This is a genomic window from Chryseobacterium sp. CS2K3, assembly GCF_059515185.1.
In genome coordinates this window covers 34468-50668 of the sequence record NZ_JCAKRW010000010.1, presented here as the reverse complement: position 1 = coordinate 50668, position 16201 = coordinate 34468, and the positions used below count along the sequence as shown (strand labels likewise).

Annotated in this window: 14 protein-coding genes and 1 pseudogene; 6 read left to right on the top strand and 9 right to left on the bottom strand. The window is 29.1% G+C overall.

Translation table 11 applies throughout. The annotated features are described in order from the left end of the window. Positions 1-65: 65 nt before the first annotated feature. Positions 66-1814 (bottom strand): annotated as a pseudogene (locus tag AC5YGG_RS16635) (alkaline phosphatase D family protein). Positions 1815-2119: 305 nt separating this feature from the next. Here AC5YGG_RS16635 and AC5YGG_RS16630 point away from each other — a divergent pair. The 6 genes from AC5YGG_RS16630 (at position 2120) to AC5YGG_RS16605 (ending at position 5856) form a co-directional block, all read left to right on the top strand. Next, positions 2120-2320, top strand: coding sequence for a hypothetical protein (locus tag AC5YGG_RS16630; RefSeq protein WP_496145573.1), 201 nt, complete (start codon positions 2120-2122; stop codon positions 2318-2320). 98 nt (positions 2321-2418) lie between these two features. After that, the gene (locus tag AC5YGG_RS16625; protein WP_496145572.1) at positions 2419-2871 is read left to right on the top strand and encodes a hypothetical protein; all 453 of its coding nucleotides are present in this window, start codon (positions 2419-2421) and stop codon (positions 2869-2871) included. Between the two features lie 7 nt (positions 2872-2878). Next, positions 2879-3856 carry an ATP-grasp domain-containing protein gene (locus tag AC5YGG_RS16620; protein WP_496145571.1) on the top strand — a complete coding sequence of 326 codons (978 nt, stop codon included), beginning with the start codon at positions 2879-2881 and terminating at the stop codon, positions 3854-3856. Further along, positions 3829-4023, top strand: coding sequence for a hypothetical protein (locus AC5YGG_RS16615; protein ID WP_496145570.1), 195 nt, complete (start codon positions 3829-3831; stop codon positions 4021-4023). The genes AC5YGG_RS16620 and AC5YGG_RS16615 overlap by 28 nt, the downstream gene beginning before the upstream one ends. Beyond that, entirely contained in the window at positions 4020-5054 is a 1035-nt protein-coding gene (gene gwsS, locus AC5YGG_RS16610; protein WP_496145569.1) for a grasp-with-spasm system SPASM domain peptide maturase, read from the top strand. The genes AC5YGG_RS16615 and gwsS overlap by 4 nt, the downstream gene beginning before the upstream one ends. Further along, positions 5038-5856 carry a GLPGLI family protein gene (locus AC5YGG_RS16605; protein WP_496145568.1) on the top strand — a complete coding sequence of 273 codons (819 nt, stop codon included), beginning with the start codon at positions 5038-5040 and terminating at the stop codon, positions 5854-5856. The genes gwsS and AC5YGG_RS16605 overlap by 17 nt, the downstream gene beginning before the upstream one ends. 107 nt (positions 5857-5963) lie before the next feature. Here AC5YGG_RS16605 and AC5YGG_RS16600 read toward each other — a convergent pair whose 3' ends face one another. The 8 genes from AC5YGG_RS16600 to AC5YGG_RS16565 all read right to left on the bottom strand — a co-directional run bounded on the left by AC5YGG_RS16600 (position 5964) and on the right by AC5YGG_RS16565 (position 16087). Then, on the bottom strand, positions 5964-6962 hold the full coding sequence (locus AC5YGG_RS16600) for an aerolysin family beta-barrel pore-forming toxin (protein ID WP_496145566.1): 999 nt from the start codon (positions 6960-6962) through the stop codon (positions 5964-5966). A 726-nt stretch (positions 6963-7688) separates the two neighbouring features. Continuing rightward, complete coding sequence (locus AC5YGG_RS16595) at positions 7689-8918, bottom strand: hypothetical protein (RefSeq protein ID WP_496145565.1); 1230 nt, start codon at positions 8916-8918, stop codon at positions 7689-7691. A 98-nt stretch (positions 8919-9016) separates the two neighbouring features. After that, positions 9017-10057, bottom strand: a complete 1041-nt coding sequence (locus tag AC5YGG_RS16590; protein WP_496145564.1) for a nucleoid-associated protein — start codon at positions 10055-10057, stop codon at positions 9017-9019. Next, positions 10030-11595, bottom strand: coding sequence for a hypothetical protein (locus AC5YGG_RS16585; protein ID WP_496145563.1), 1566 nt, complete (start codon positions 11593-11595; stop codon positions 10030-10032). Before AC5YGG_RS16585 ends, AC5YGG_RS16590 begins: the two co-directional genes overlap by 28 nt. Further along, positions 11588-12622 (bottom strand): nucleoid-associated protein, encoded by a 1035-nt coding sequence (locus AC5YGG_RS16580; protein WP_496145562.1) that lies wholly within the window; start codon positions 12620-12622, stop codon positions 11588-11590. The genes AC5YGG_RS16585 and AC5YGG_RS16580 overlap by 8 nt, the downstream gene beginning before the upstream one ends. 1158 nt (positions 12623-13780) lie before the next feature. After that, positions 13781-14563 (bottom strand): Ivy family c-type lysozyme inhibitor, encoded by a 783-nt coding sequence (locus AC5YGG_RS16575; protein WP_496145561.1) that lies wholly within the window; start codon positions 14561-14563, stop codon positions 13781-13783. Between the two features lie 2 nt (positions 14564-14565). Then, entirely contained in the window at positions 14566-14901 is a 336-nt protein-coding gene (locus AC5YGG_RS16570; RefSeq protein WP_496145560.1) for a hypothetical protein, read from the bottom strand. A gap of 547 nt (positions 14902-15448) precedes the next feature. Continuing rightward, entirely contained in the window at positions 15449-16087 is a 639-nt protein-coding gene (locus AC5YGG_RS16565; RefSeq protein ID WP_496145559.1) for a hypothetical protein, read from the bottom strand. Between the last annotated feature and the right edge of the window lie 114 nt (positions 16088-16201).

Sequence of the window (16201 nt, the reverse complement as noted above, 5' to 3'; positions counted from 1 at the left end):
AAAAGAGCCTCAGCAATATTCTGTGACTCTTTACTACAAAACTGAAATAAGATATGTTATAAAAACTATGAGATGGTATATATTTTTTCTGTGGTAACGTTATAAGTATCGGAAACTACATTATCTACAAACCTCCATTCTGCTACAGCATCTCCAGCCGTATATTTCACATGAAGATAACCTCTTTTGTATAGATTGGCATATTCCAAATCATCAATCAAAGATGAAAATGCATCAGCTAATGCTATTGCTTGAGTAGGATCTGAAGTAATCCCCAGATATCCTTCAAGCCCTGGTGAAGAAACGGAGCTGCATGCCAATTCTGTCCCGACAGCTTTTCCATTGGCATCGGTTAACTTTCCTAGCCATGCGTTGTGTGTGTCACCGGCAAGCACAATTACTTTTTTTCCGGCAAGGATGGAATACAATGCTTCTCTTTCCATAAAATATCCGTCCCAGGCATCAAGATTATATGGTAAAGTGGTTTTGATTCTTGCGATTTCCTGTGCTGTCAACGTTGGATCCTGTAACTGATATCTTTTTTTAATGGTAACCAGCTGAGTAATGGTATTCTGAAGAGCCAGCATCGTAGCCGGCTATGCACTTCCGTGTTTTTTTATCTCTGCTAAAATCTGATTGAGTAACATTAATAATTCTGCCGGAACCATCATTTTAGTCATTAAGATCTGCTGTCCTAATACTTTCCATTTTGCAGTATCAGCACTGATTTGTGATCCCAGCCATGTCATCTGCTCACTTCCGATCAGCTTGCGACCTGTACTTAAAAAATCTGCCTGAAACTGAGGTTGATTAAAGTTACCTGTAGTATCCAGATAATCTGAGTATTCCAATTGTTTATCTCTTGCAATCACTCTCGTATCCATCATATAAAGGGAAAGTATATTTCCGAAGTTGAAGCTTCTGTAGATCTTCAGATCTTTTCCTGTTTTAAGAGGAATATATTCACTGTAAGCCTGGAAAGCTGCCATTTTCCTTGCCTGGAAGTCACCTTCTTCAGGCTGATGGTTCTCTGCTCCGGATTTATAGGTATCATTTGCAAATTCGTGGTCATCCCAAACACAAATGAAAGGTTTTTTCTGATGTGCTAATTGAAGATTTTTATCGCCTCTGTATTGTCTGTATCTTTCTCTGTAATCGTTTAGGTTAAGGATTTCCTTTGCTGGTTTATGGGCTCTTCCTAGTTGATTGGTATAAGGGTTTGTTCCATATTGCCCGGGAGCATATTCATAGATATAATCTCCAAGGTGTACCACAACATCTGCTTCAGATTTAGCAATTGCACCATATACATTGAAAAGCCCTGCCGGAAAGTTAGAACATGAAACAACTGCCATTTTCACTTCGTTTACAGTATCTGCTTTGGAAGGTAACGTAATCGTCTCTCCTATTACACTAGATTCTTTGGTTTTAATATTATAAAATCTGTAGTAATATTTTGTATGGGAAGGAATATTCTGTACATCCACTGCAACTGTAAAGTCATTCACAGCCGTTGCATTTGCCTGACCTTTTCTAATTACTTCAGTAAAGCTGCTGTTCTTGCTGATTTCCCATGTTATTTCTGCATCTGTTCCACTGGAATATCTTGTCCAGATAATCACTCCTGTTGCGGTAGGATCAAAACTTGCAACTCCTGTTTCAAAACCGGCATTTTTCAGATCACCGGGAGCACTTCCACTGTCTGTGAAGTCATCGCTGCAACTTTCGATCAAAGGAGCTATGAATATCCCTCCTACTGCCAGTAGTGAGTTTTTAAGAAATCGTCTTCTGTTAAGTGGATTGTTATCTGCCATTATTACTTTTTTTGCAAAGCAACGGGATCTGACGAAGAAGGCTGTTAACTAAGTTTTAATTATTCTTTATGCTTTTTTTAAACATATGTTTAACATAACACTTTACAACATTTTTGATAAGTTTAAAATTATAATAATTCGCTTAAATTTTTATAATTCACAATGTATTTATTCCCCAGATAAAGAATATTATACTTTTATTCAATCCCTATAACAAAAACTTAACATAATAAAATTTATCTCAAAGCTTAGAAATATATTTATATATTTACAACTCTAGACAACTATTTTTTAACAAAATTATCATGAAAAAAGAAAAATCAATTCAGAAACTTGAGGCAAAAGGATTAGGAGGATTTACTAAAATCTTCGGAAAAAAAGTTTTAGGAGGTGAAGGTGCCCCAACAAAATCAATCCCTGAAATTGTTATTAAGCCCCACAAGCCTAAAGCATTAGAACCGGGAGATGGTCTAGAAATAGATGACACTAACGATGGTCCTTACTAGAATTCTAAGAAAAAACTTCTAATAACTGCCTCAGATTTATCTGAGGCAATTATATTTAAACCCCGTACATGTATTGTACTATTTGAATCCAAAATAATATGCAAAAATATATCGTCGGAATATTTATATTGTTGTTATACAGCTGTGGTGCCAATAAATATAGTCCGTTATCAAAATACAATACCTTTGAAAGAGAAGGAAATTACATTCGAGTAAAAAATGATTCAGCACAAATAACAATGTTAATATTAGGAGGGCATCTGAGGGCACAAAACGAACAAGGGTTTGATTCTATAAAACCAAGACTTCAGAAACCAATCAATAAATACAAAGGGGAAAAATTGTTCTATTTACAAAATTCTACCACCAAAACGTATGACTGTGCTTTATTCATTGATAAAAATAAAGAAACTCCTTCATTACAGGAAACAAAAAAATTCATAACCAAAAGCATACAATGTGGTAATTCTGTAGTATCATTTAAAATATCAAAGCAAACCCATAAGGACAACTTAAAATTCTATTTAGAGAATTTTAAATGTATGAACTAATAACATAATGATTTTAATTATATCCAAATCCGGAGATCTTCCAACTGAACAAGTAGCCAATTGGTTAACAGCATATAAAGTACCTTTTTATATATTAAATGATAATATTTATGATGTTCTTGATATTGATTTTAATAAAGGAACTATCTTTATTGGAGGTTATCCTATTGACGTCTTTAAGGTAGTCTGGTTCAGAAGATATCCGTATGCATTGCGTGAAAATCAAAAAATGGATATCAGGAACAAGTTATATTTCTCTTTGATAGAATATAATTTGATAGAATCTAAAGCTCTCAGAGAGTATTTGCTGTTTGAACTGAACAGAAGAAATGTTACCTGGCTCACCAATCCTTTTTACGTTACCGAGAATAAACTGATACAAATGCAGATGGCTAAAAATTGTGGTCTTTTAATTCCGGATACGTACATACCCAATAATAAAAAAACGATTGAAGATTTGATCACTTCCGGTCATAATCTTATTACTAAGCCAATCGTCAGCGGTATGAATTTCAAGTTCAATGATAGTATTTTTACAATGCAAACCACGAGTGTGAATCATAAGGTTGATAATATTCCTGATTATTTTAAGCCTGCTCTTGTACAACAGAAAGTAAAAAGAAATTATGAAGTCAGAGTATTTTATTTGCTGGGTAAATTTTTCTCAACAAAAATAATCACCTACGATCATTCAGTTGTAGATAATCGTCTTTTAGTAGCCAATGAAGAATGTCGATTTGAAATTTGTAAAATTCCAGATGAGATTGAAAATAAATTGAAGACCCTACTCGATTCAATGAATTTAAATTGTGCATCTATAGATTTAGTCGTCACCGATGAGAATGAATACTGCTTTTTAGAAGTAAATCCTGTAGGACAGTTTACCTTTCACTCAGTATTCAATAATACTTACTTAGAAATTGAAATTGCTCTTGCCTTAAAAAACATGTTAAAAGAATGCAACAAAGAAAATATCTTACCTTAATCCATTTCATTTTAGATGATGATTTTTCAAAAAAACTGAAAAGCTTCAATGAAGAAAAGGAACCTCAGAAAGTAATTTCCCACAAATACAACTCAATAGGCTATAAAGTGAAAGTTTATGACAAGGTTTGTACACCTTTTATAGACTTAAAACGATTTGAAAAATGAAAAAATACTTTGAATTATATCAAGACTGCTTTATTGTAAAAGGAGCGAAAAACATTATCCTTTCCGATTTCCACTTTAATAAAATAGTTAATATTACAGATTACTATGAGTTTTTCATTGATGAATATTACTTTCCTATTGAAGAAGATCTTTCAGAGTTAACAGCATTTTTTGTAGATGAAGGATTTGGAGCAATTACAGAATGCGTTTCACCCAAAGCATTTCGTAAAGAATTTAAATGGCGATCAGCAACGAAGATTAATGAAGTAATTATAGAACATAAGACGACAGATAATTTTAATATCAATGAAGTTTACGGCAAAATAGAAGAACTTTCTTCCAGTTTTATTCAGATCAGACTTTTAGAGTTTTCTTTTTCTAAACTTAAAGAAATTTTATCACTTCTTGAGTTTTCTTCGATAAGAACAGCTGAAGTGCTATTACCTTATAATGAGTTGGCTCATAGCGAAGAAGTAATAGAAATGTTAAAAGAAAATCCTCGAATAATGACGGTATACTTTTACAATGCTCCTGAAAATAAATCTATTGTAGACAATGATCAAATGTTTACAATTATCTATTATGAAAAAAACTTAACCAACCCTAAACACTGTGGTATCATCAGTGAAGATTATTTTTTAAATGACTTACAGAATATTTCGAAAAGTAAATCTGTAAACAATTGTTTGTATGGGAAATTATTTATTTCTGCTGATGGAAGTTTAAAAAGTTGTCCTTCTTCTCAAAAGGTCATTGACAATATCAAAATAACTTCAGTAACAGATTTGTTGCCAAAAATCGATAATCAAAAAGAAAGGTTTATCACAAAAGACCAGATAGATATATGCAAAGATTGTGAATACAGATATTTTTGTACAGATTGCAGAGTATACAGGGAAGATCCCGAAAATGTTTATTCCAAACCTTTAAAATGTGGCTACAATCCTTATGAAGGCACTTGGGAGGAATGGAGTAAAAACCCAATAAAAATTAAAGCTATACAATATTATGATCTTGAGAACCTTAATTAGTAGTTTGTTCATCTGTCTTTGCTCTAATATTTTAATAGCCCAGAACATTAGAGTTGAATATAATGTAAAGGCAAAATCTGACTCTACGAAAGCGCAGACAACAGAAAGTACTATGCTTTTAGATATTTTTGGGACAACTTCTTCGCGTTTTTATGCTCAAAACCTGTATAAGAGCGATTCTATTAAAAGCAGTGGTGTCACTCCTAAAACTTTTTCAATCAACTTCAATAATGCCATAATAAAAAATAATAATACTTTAAAAAAGTACTACAGAATATTAGTGGATGCTTATGAAGTTACCACTGAAGTACCCGCTTTAAAGTGGGAAATTACCTCAGAAAAGAAGAAAATAGGCGATTATGAATGTCAACAGGCAACCTTACAATATAAAAACAGACAATGGACAGCATGGTTTACCCAGGACATCCCTATTTCTGAAGGACCATTTGTCTTCAAAGGATTACCAGGCTTAATCATATGGATATATGATGATAAAGGCAACTATGATTTCATGTTAAATAAGCTGATAAAAAACTTTTACGATCCATATGAGGGAGTTGATTTCAGGAATCATAATCTTGTAAAAGTTACCCCGGAGCAATTGAATAAAATATATTTGAACCATTATTTAGATCCTTACAAAGAAGCTAAAATGGGGAAAGTAAAGATAAATTTCCAAGATGAAAAAGGAAATCCTATTACCAATGTCAATTGGAATGAACTGGCAAAATATAAACAAGAGGAAATTAAGCAAAATAATAATCCTATAGAGCTTTCGGATGCGGTAAAATATCCTAAATAAATTCTTTTTGTATATTTTTTGAAATAATAGAATACGAAAATAATTATCAATTGATAAATATAAAAGGCTCCAAATTATGGAGCCTTAATTATCTAAATATATTTTAATTAAAGTTTTTCAGCAGGAGAATTTAAAACTTTTACTTCAATGTAATTGACTACTTTTGTTGCTCCCGATTCATTTTTAATATTTGGTTTAAAACTTGGATAATTCATAATATCACTAGCCCAAAAATAATGTCCGTCAACCTTTTTCTTAAAATTTGTTCTTACTGTTCCCGACAATGAATAAGGAACAGTATATTCAGCAGAAGTATATTTCATATGTGTAAATACTTTCACTCTTACTTTTGAACGAGCCGGAACTTTTACTTTATAGGAAGATTCTATACTTTTTTCGTTGCTGGTATCTTCACCATGTGCCTTTTCTCCTCCAACGGTAACTTCAGTTGAAATTTCGGCTTTTGCTATAGCAAAATCAATACCTACCTTAGCTCCTACTTTCAAAGTACCTGACACTTTTCTTTGCCAAGATGTTTTATAACCTTGTTTATAGCCATATTTAACAGTAAGCTCAGTTTCTGAATTACTTTGATTTACAGCCTCGGTTTCAAAAACTTCATCAGGCATATCACCATCTTGTTTGTTAGATATTTGTGGCTTCCCAAGTTTAATTTTAGCATCAGGTTTAGTTCCTGCATAATTATCTTTATTAGCGTCTACTGAAAGATTAGAATTAAACCAGATTCCATCAGCTATTTCACCTTTGTATGAAAAGGCTTTTTTCAAATTATGTTTATCTCCATTAGATTTTATGTCATAACCCAAATCTTTCAAATGCGCATCTGTTAGTGAAATTTCCTTTGATTCGTTTGAATGTTTGGTAGTGTGCGACTTTTGATCAAGTTGAATAACTTTAACAACTTTCCAACCCTTTTTTATTAACTCATTTGCAGATTCATTGTTGCTTACTCTAGCATTTTTAGCCATTAAAGCATCAGCATTATCCTGCTGCTGTACTGATTCTAAGGTTTCATTTGTACAACTACTAAGGATTACAATTGGTAAAATAATCAAGCTTTTTGAAATAATTGACTTTTTTTTCATCTTTACAATTTATTTGATTTTTGTAATTCAAAGGTAATCTTCAAATGAAGAAATCTGTATGTTTTCAAATGAAATATTTATTAAGTATAACATTGATATTTAAATAATTACAATTGTTATTTTTATTAAAAAACATGGTATTATCATGAGTAATTTATTTTAAAAAGACCATACCAAATAATATTTTTATAGATCAATTTATTTTTAGTTTAAATCTATAAACATTAACTATTTTTAACTGGTATTTTTTGAATATTAAAAAAATGGCGTTATTTTATAATTAAACTCTATTTGAAAAAAATGATTAAGTCGGTTTTGGCTGATCAATTTATAATTGTTTCTAAATTCAGTTAAAGTCACACTTCTTAGCTTTCAAAAATAAAATATTTGAATCATCTTTCTTTGCGATTAGAAAATAACCTATTGGTTCAACAAAAAGTATAGATTTGGATAAGTCCCAACTTTTGAGCTTGATCCTAATATTATGAATAGAGAATAAACATAAAAAAAGCACCTACATTTCTGTAAGTGCTTGATTTAAAAAGTGGTCCCACCTGTAATGTCCCCCATGTGTTTATGTGGCAGTAGATGGAGTTATATTGACTTTATATCAGCTATTTATAAAAATATTGGAGTTGTGTGGAATGCTGTGTATGTAGATGGGTTTAAGCGTGATTGGGGTTTTAATTTCCTTTAACGGGAGCTTAGATATCAATAATGGGTAAATTATTTTATATTTCGGTTTTTAACTAACTTAAAAGCTTGAACTAACGGATTCAAAAAATTCGCAGTTGTAGATATTCCACCTTCACTCAAAACTGATGCCACATAAATTGCATCATCACATTTTTCTGTATCAAAGTAATAGCTAACTTCATCATCTTTATCAATTATAAAAAATGCTAAGATCTCATTAGGTTCATTTTTATTAGTAAATTCATCAAAGTTTAAAATTTCATAAACATTATCAAATCTTAACATTTGTGTGACATAAAAAAACTTATCTATATTCTCATTTTCAATTCTCTTAGCAATTTCACTAATTTTTCTAAAAATTGTAGTCTTAATCGAGCTGTCAAATGACAGCAAACTAAAGGTTTCATCGTTATAAACTATCATACATGTAGGCATGAGCACTTTTTGCATATTAAACGCTTGTAAGTGCATAGCGAAAAAATTCTCCGTAAAATTTGCATTTCCATACATTTTTTCAAAAGCAACTATAGGAACTTTAAGCTCAGGTAATTGCCCCATAACCTCTACTCTAGAACCTTTTTTGAATTTATTTTCTTCTGTGTGAAAAATATAGTCATCAATCAAAAGCATATTTCTGGGGATTCGGTGAAAATAAAAATCATCAATCTTACTTTGTAATTTCTCACAAAGCGCACAATCTTCATCAATTATACTCCGCATCTCATTCATAAATTCCTTCATATGAGTGATACCCGCAATAAAATTATCATACAAATCTTCTGTTGACCCTTTCTCATAAAAAGAAAACTCTGCAGAAAAGTAGATTTCTTTATGACCCAAATCTAAAAATCTTGTCCGCAAAGATTCAATAATGGTAGAATATTCAACATCATTTTCAATTGTATAAACATATTGGGGTAATGACAATTCTTCTTTGTCAGAATAAATTGTTATACTAATTCTTTTTTCTAAATCGAAAGGCTGTTGTTTTAAAACTGCATTTCTTTTCTCTATAAACCATTTGCAGACATCATTTACTAAATATTTATTTCTAAGTTCTTCATAAGTTTTATTATATTCTGTATGCGCAAGTGATTTTTGCAATACAAACGTGATATTTCGGTATTCAGATAAAAAATTATCTAAAGCAGCTATATTATCAAAAAAATCAGTCCCTTTTTCAAATTTGTCTAAACTACTTAATGCACTATAAAATTTATGCATTGCTGGATAAAGTAGCCCTTTTGTTTTATTTGTCATATATCCATATGTTAATCAAATCCATCTTATGCTAATAGTAAAAACGATCTAAAACCTCTTTATTTTATCTTTTTACAATATTTTATAATTCTTACTACTTAACTCTCTTCCTCATAAAAAATTTTGTAATATTTTCTACCGTTTTCATCAATACCATGCTCCATTAAATTTCGATTTCCATGTATATATATATGAAAATTTTTATCCAATTTGAGAACGCTTTTTAATATTCGTGATTGCTTTTTCACAGCTTGTGTAGAGATTGCAAAATCATTTATTTGTTCTAAATGATTTTCTTTTCGATATAACTCGTCAAAATTTCTAAAAGAATCAATTATATTTTCATTCTCAAACACATCTTTCTCAAATTCATCTTTTTTGAAACTTTCATTGTTTTTAAAATAATCTACGGTTCTGTTGAGTAAAGCAATTTTATCAGTTTTCGATACATCGAATTCATTTTGAATCTGTTTTGTTATAAAGTTTTTTGTAATATTTAAAAAGTCCTTAGTATTATGATATTCATCTGAATACGGACGAATTTTTAAAAAATTATCTTTCCAATATTGTGCTTCATTACCCTTGTTTGTATTATCTACAATTACTAATTTATAACCTTTATCTTTTTCAGTATTAAATATAATACACCCTTTATCCAATTTATTTATATTAATTCCCTCTCTACTTAAAACTTCAAAATTATTCGCCTTCTTCCCAATTTCTAAAAAAGTATCTTTATTTTCAGACTTAAATAAACCAACAGCATCAATAGTTTCTCCTTCAAGAATACAATCTTTAAAATATACTGTATAAAATTCTCCCAATTTGATTTTAGGGTGTATACTCTCATTGTATAAACTTTGAGCTATATTACAAGATTCCTTTAATAAATTTTCGGAATTATTAAAAATATTTGTTACATAAGTAAAAACTTCATTTAATGCTAAAGTTGCATCATGATAAAAATGATAGAATTCTTCATATTTAAACGCCGATAGAAAATAATTTAATAATAATTTTTCAAGGTTATCATCAATTTTCAAAAGTGATTCAGAAAATTCAATATCATCTTGGCTCAATTTATTTCCTACTTTATGAAGAGATAAACTTTCTATTTTAATATATTCTTTATATAACATATAATAAATTCTAATTTATGAATTAACGAAAAATATGTAGCCAGATTATTAGATATATATATAATACTTATTGCAATGCCCAACACTAAAATTGAGCTCCACCAAAGAATTGTATAAAATCTCTTTTGCTCATTTACAAAAGACTTTGTATTTAAGTCCTTTGGGTTACATTCGTCAAATATTTTATTTATTTCTTCTTCACTTAGTAATTCTTTATATCGTTCTTTAAGCTGACTATAATGCTTGTCAAATAATGCAACTCTTTTTGTTAGTTCCCATCTCGAATAAAATAATATCCCAATTGAAATTACTAAAAATGAATATGATAATATGACAACTTCAAGAGTAAATCCGCCGACAAAATCTCCTTTTGAAACAGCTCTAATAACAATTACAGAAATAAAGAATGATATAATAGTAATTATATTTTTTTTAAAATCACTTATAAAACCATCTACGATTTTATCTATTTTCTCTTGAAGTCCAATTAATATTTCAGATAATTTGTTTCTTACTTCTATATATTGTTTAACATTTTGTCTCTCATATATCTTATAGTTTGACAAAATAGAATCAAAAGAGGTTTTGGCTATTAATAAACTTTTAGGCTCGTAATTGAGAGAAATAATATTTCTTGCAATACTTATTTTGTCATTCGTATTTCCTCCTATATAAATCCATTCATATATTTTGAAATATAAATCTACAGAAGCTACATCAATATCTATATTTTCTACTGAGGACGTTTTTATTTCTTCACCAAAAGTTTTATATCCATTAAGCTTATATAGAAATTTATCTTCTTTAACACTTGAATAGTCAAAAATAAACATCAATGTATATAACACACAAGCTTTTTGAAATACCTTAATAAAATTTTCATTTATATTCTCAGTCACAATAGGATACAAATCATCTGGTAGTAAAGTTTTTTTCTCTATATCCCAATGACATAAATTCATTGCAGTAAAAACCTTATCTGTTCGGGTCTTAAGTTCAACTAATTCATCTCCATTATTTTCATCTCTTCCTTTGTTTAATACTTTTATCGTCTGGGTTTCAAAAAAAACTTCATTTGAATCGTCTTGAATTTCGAGGATTAACTTATTAGTTTTTATATTATCTTCAATTATTTTTAAAAATAGTAGGAAAGATAAATTTTCAAGATATTTTGTAAACTCACTTATAAAATACACTGAGAGGTAATTATTTTTTTTATTTTTAATAATAGTAATTATCAGCTCTATTGTATCTCCAACCTCTAACCCGCCATTTTTCAAACTTTCAATATACTCACTTAAAACACCTTCTCTACTAGCATAATTTTCTAATATTTCATCGTCTTTTAGCAATGAAATATGGAAATTGTCTCTATCATTTATTTTTTCAACAAAAATATCGGTGTCCTCAGGAATAAGAGTTTTATCTACTATAAAAACAAATGAAAGTATGACTTCTGAAAAATCCTCCTTTATAGAGCTCGGAGCAACAGAAGCACTTGTAAATAAATTTAAAATATTTAATGAAAAATCAATCATTTCCTTCTATCTTTCCTGCAAATTGATAACCTTCAGGACTTAATATTCCTAAATATAGATTTCCATCTTTTTCAAAAGGAACAAAAGTTTTTTTCGGATTAGCAACGTCATGTTTAATTACCAAATCTATTTCTTTTGATAAAGATATCGTGTTTTTAAATTTGTCTTTGACTATTTTAGGCTTCTTTACGAATGTTGCATCAAATTTATATTTAGTTGGAAGTTTATTTATTTTCTCCTTAACCTTTGCCATATCTAACTCACTATCGTTAGGCTGATAATTACCTATTATATTATCTCTAAAATGATTTAAATCAAAATCACCTTCACCTCTAAAATATGCTATTGTTGCATTCCACAAATGTAAATAATCAGATTTATGATTCTTCTTAATTGGTTCTAGAATATCTCTTTTTATTGAATTATATGCTGTTAAAGTATTCTTATCATCATCACGTATTTCAACTAACTCAAGAAATTCTTTCCACCAATATGCCGCCTTCGTTGTATTTGAATCATAAGTAAGTAATTTATACATTTCGGTCTCATCATCATCTATTTTTACATTAGCTATAAAAGATTTAAAAATCTTCTTTTTTGTAGGCAACCCATTTGTGATGACACCTGTAACTTCCTCTATAAATTCATTATAATCTGCTTTTGAAAGAATAATTTTATATTCGTTTTCAGTCATTTGAACAAAGGAAATAATTAACATCCCTTTTTGAATTTTTATATTTAAATGATCGATTTTTGTTTGAGCAGTATTTTCTTCTTGCAAAAGTCTTTTCGCAATTGATTCACTGATTAGATCTCTGTCATTCCCTGCAATAAAATTATTTATATATGTTTTCATGGTTAGAGAATTTTCCTCAAAAACATATTCTCTATCTCCCTCATTATTCGAAACATTTTCTAACAATTCAATTATATAATTATTTACATTATCGGTTTGAGTAAATTGTTGTAACGTTACCTCTTGCAAAGCAATATCAACTTTATAGAGGCTATGATAAATGATATTCATGTATTAGTTTTTTAATTATTAATTTAGAACCAATTTACAAATAAATAATTTCATGGTTTACTATTAAATACAGAATTACTTAATTTCAAACTCTTTTCTTATTTGCAAATTTCATATAGTAATGCGACAAATCATGACGTATTATATATTAATTTATAGTGTATTATTTTACTTAAAGTACAATTGGTGATTTCTATAGTTTAAACTTCCTTTAGTAAGAATTGTCGGATAACACATATCATCTTCACTAAAATTCAACTTCGACACCTTAATTACCTCTTTGGAAATGTCAGTTAATTCAAATGCATAGTTTGGATTATATATGCTCTCAATTACATCAATTTTAGTATTTCATATGCTGCCACATCTCTTTGAGGCATTAATATTTTTTCGGAAGTATTTTTGATTTGGTCTTCTTTACTGATATAGTATTGGGTAAATAAGTGTTTTACTGGATAACTAAAATATTCTACAGAAACAGTACACGATTTCAATTCATCTATTACATTATTTTCATTCGATTTCCAAGTTGTATTTAGTTTTGGAGTTTGCAATGGAACTCAAAACCGGATTAAAAGAATCAGATGTAATTCTGCAATTAAGTTATATGTTTTTATTGTTATTTTTAGAACGCCTTTTAATATATAAATCGTAGATATTTCTATACATCGAATAGCAATATATTAATACTACATCAGTTTTAGGAGATTCCTAATTTTCTTCTACACTTTTTTAATTCATTTTCACTAAATAAAGGTCGAAATTCTTCTAACAAAGCTAAGTATCTATCGATAAGTCATTCTATCAGCCAAAATTAAATCTCTTAAGCCATTCGTTTCCTGATCATTTATTAATCTTTTTGATCCTTCATAATAGCCATATTTATCTAATAAAAGTTGTAAGCTCTTGAACGAACGAATCTTTTTCATTTCTAAAAAATTATTCGCTAATTGAAATTCAAATTTCAATTTTAAATCAGTTGTATTCATATCTTTCTAGTAATCACCATTCAATATCAAATATAACAATCATCAGCATTAAGATGTAATAGTTTTTCAATAATTAAATTTACAACAACTCTTATTTTTATCTGTATAATAAAAAAGTCCTCTTTTAAAAGAAGACCTTAATAGTTCTTTGCATTACTCTTATTTAATTTCAAAACACTTCGTTTTCATTTTTAATATTTTCCTGTTCCCACTGCAATAGTTGTTTGGGAAAATCATCAGTCTCTCCAAATTTATTTATTTCTCCTTCTACCATATAACCCACATATAAAATATCCTTTTTTAAATCTACTACTATAATGAAATTAGTCATATCACAATTATGAACCTCACAACCTCCTGCTTCTAAAATGTCATTTTCGACCATAATCTCTCCTTCAACTGCCCATCTAGTTTTCATATACTCATATCTTTTCTTTCCAATTAAGCTTATTAATCTTCTTTTTAAAATAGGATTACTTAAAAGTTTTACATCATAAGAGTATTCTCCATTAAATTTTCTAAGAGAATTCAATGAAGTTTCTTCTGTTTTTGTATTTGAAATATTAATGCTCTTATCATTCTCTTTTTTAGTAGTGTTTTCATTGGTATCTTCTACAGGCTGTGTTTCATTTTCTTTTTTCCGAAATAAGCATCCCATTAATCCAATTGTATTTTCATCAATTATATCAATAATCAACTGTCCTCCATCTGGGTTATCAATGATAATTTTATCATTTTCAACTTTAAACGGAAATCTTTGCGATGATTTAGTTATTCCATTATAATAGTATCCATCTTTTAATTCAATATAACCGACAATAGAACATCCACTTTCATAAAGATTTCCGTTATTTCCTTTACTTGATACATATTCGTAAATTCCATCTAAGGAACTTTCAGATTTACACGATAATAACACCGCTAAAATAAAAAACAGGAGTATTTTTTTCATTGTTAATTATTTTTTGTTAGATCATTATCTCCTGAAATCCTTATATATCGAACTTTACCTAACATTGGAACATTTACAACTAAATCTCCATCAACATATGTAAATATCATTTTTCCGTTTTCAACATCCACCTTATCATCATATTGTTTACAATTCCAAATTTCACCAATGTATTTAATTTTGTTTCCATTAATAATCAAATCCTTTTTAGAATTAGCCATTCCAAACATCTGAATATTCATAGAATACGAACCATCATATTTATGATTTATGGATTGATTACAGGCAGTAGTTATTAATGTTAGAAAACACAATAAAGCAATGTTGATTTCTTTCATAGCTAGGGGTTTAGTGTTCAATTTTATAATTCTTTTTTTAATATTCTTTACTGAAACCCGTAATGATGTATGAAAACAAAAAACGGGCTTGAGACATTGTCAATACCCGTAATCGAGGGAGTCGAAGCCCTGTACAACAAAGTAAAGCAATGCCCAAGCCCTTAGCTTGAGCATTTTGCTAAACTCCTTCCTGTTGTACTTGAAATTTTCGACTTTTCGATTACAGAAATCAGTTTGCGAAATGCAATATGTTTTTATCTAATTTTAAATATTTCTATCTTATATTTTATTTTTCCGTTTACTACCGTAAAGCTATTAATTTTAATAGTGTTAAACAACATTTTTATGTTTCCTCCACCAATGATAATTTGAATTCGTTCATCTTAAATGGTATAAAACTTTATCTAAGTGGTATTCTCCATTCAAAAATAGTGTTAAAATTCATTGTAAGTGCCTAACATCAAAGTCAATTTTAAATTAATCTACTTCGTTAAAAACAATGTTTATATAAAGGAGCAGTATAAAGCACCAGTTTTGTATTTCAATTTTACTTTTTATCAAAACTGCAAGTAATAATTATTTTTCGCCTAATACAGTATCCACTTATAACTCTGTATTCCTCAAGTAAACCTTCTTCATAAAGAGCTTTTGTCCAATTTGAAATACTTTCCACACTTACATTCAATCGTTTTGCAGTATACTCCCTTTTTGCGAAATACTCTATAATACTTTTGCTCATTGAATTATACTCTCCCCACAGCAGTTTTTCTCCTGTTTTCAAATCTTTATTGGAGTAAATTTCAATAGGCAACTTAATATTTCTTCTGTCTGTATTTTCTATTTTGTCTGTATCATTAATTTCTGCTTCATGAATAGTTTTATAATGGTCAGTTAAGAAATATTGTCTTCCTTTTTTGATTAAATATTGCTTTTCTAAAAGATTCTTTCTACAATTTCCAACAATATTTGGATGTAGATTCAAGAATTCTCCAATTTTTTTATTTGTCATTTGATTAAATCCGAGTTTCTTTTTCAGGGAAAAATCCAAGCCCAACATCAGCTTTTCATTTAGCGACAATTCTTTATTTGATAAGATTTCAAAAGGAATTTCTATTATCAATTTCCTTGTAAACCCTAAATGCGGTGCGAACTCATCTTCAAAGTTCCCTTCGGTATATCTTTTCACTGTACTATTTTTTTATGTGATAAATTCTGTTTCCTTACTAATAGTAGTAGTAGTAGTAGTAGTAGTAGTAGTGAATTCAAGAGGTTTAATCTACCACGGGTTATAAAAATGCAT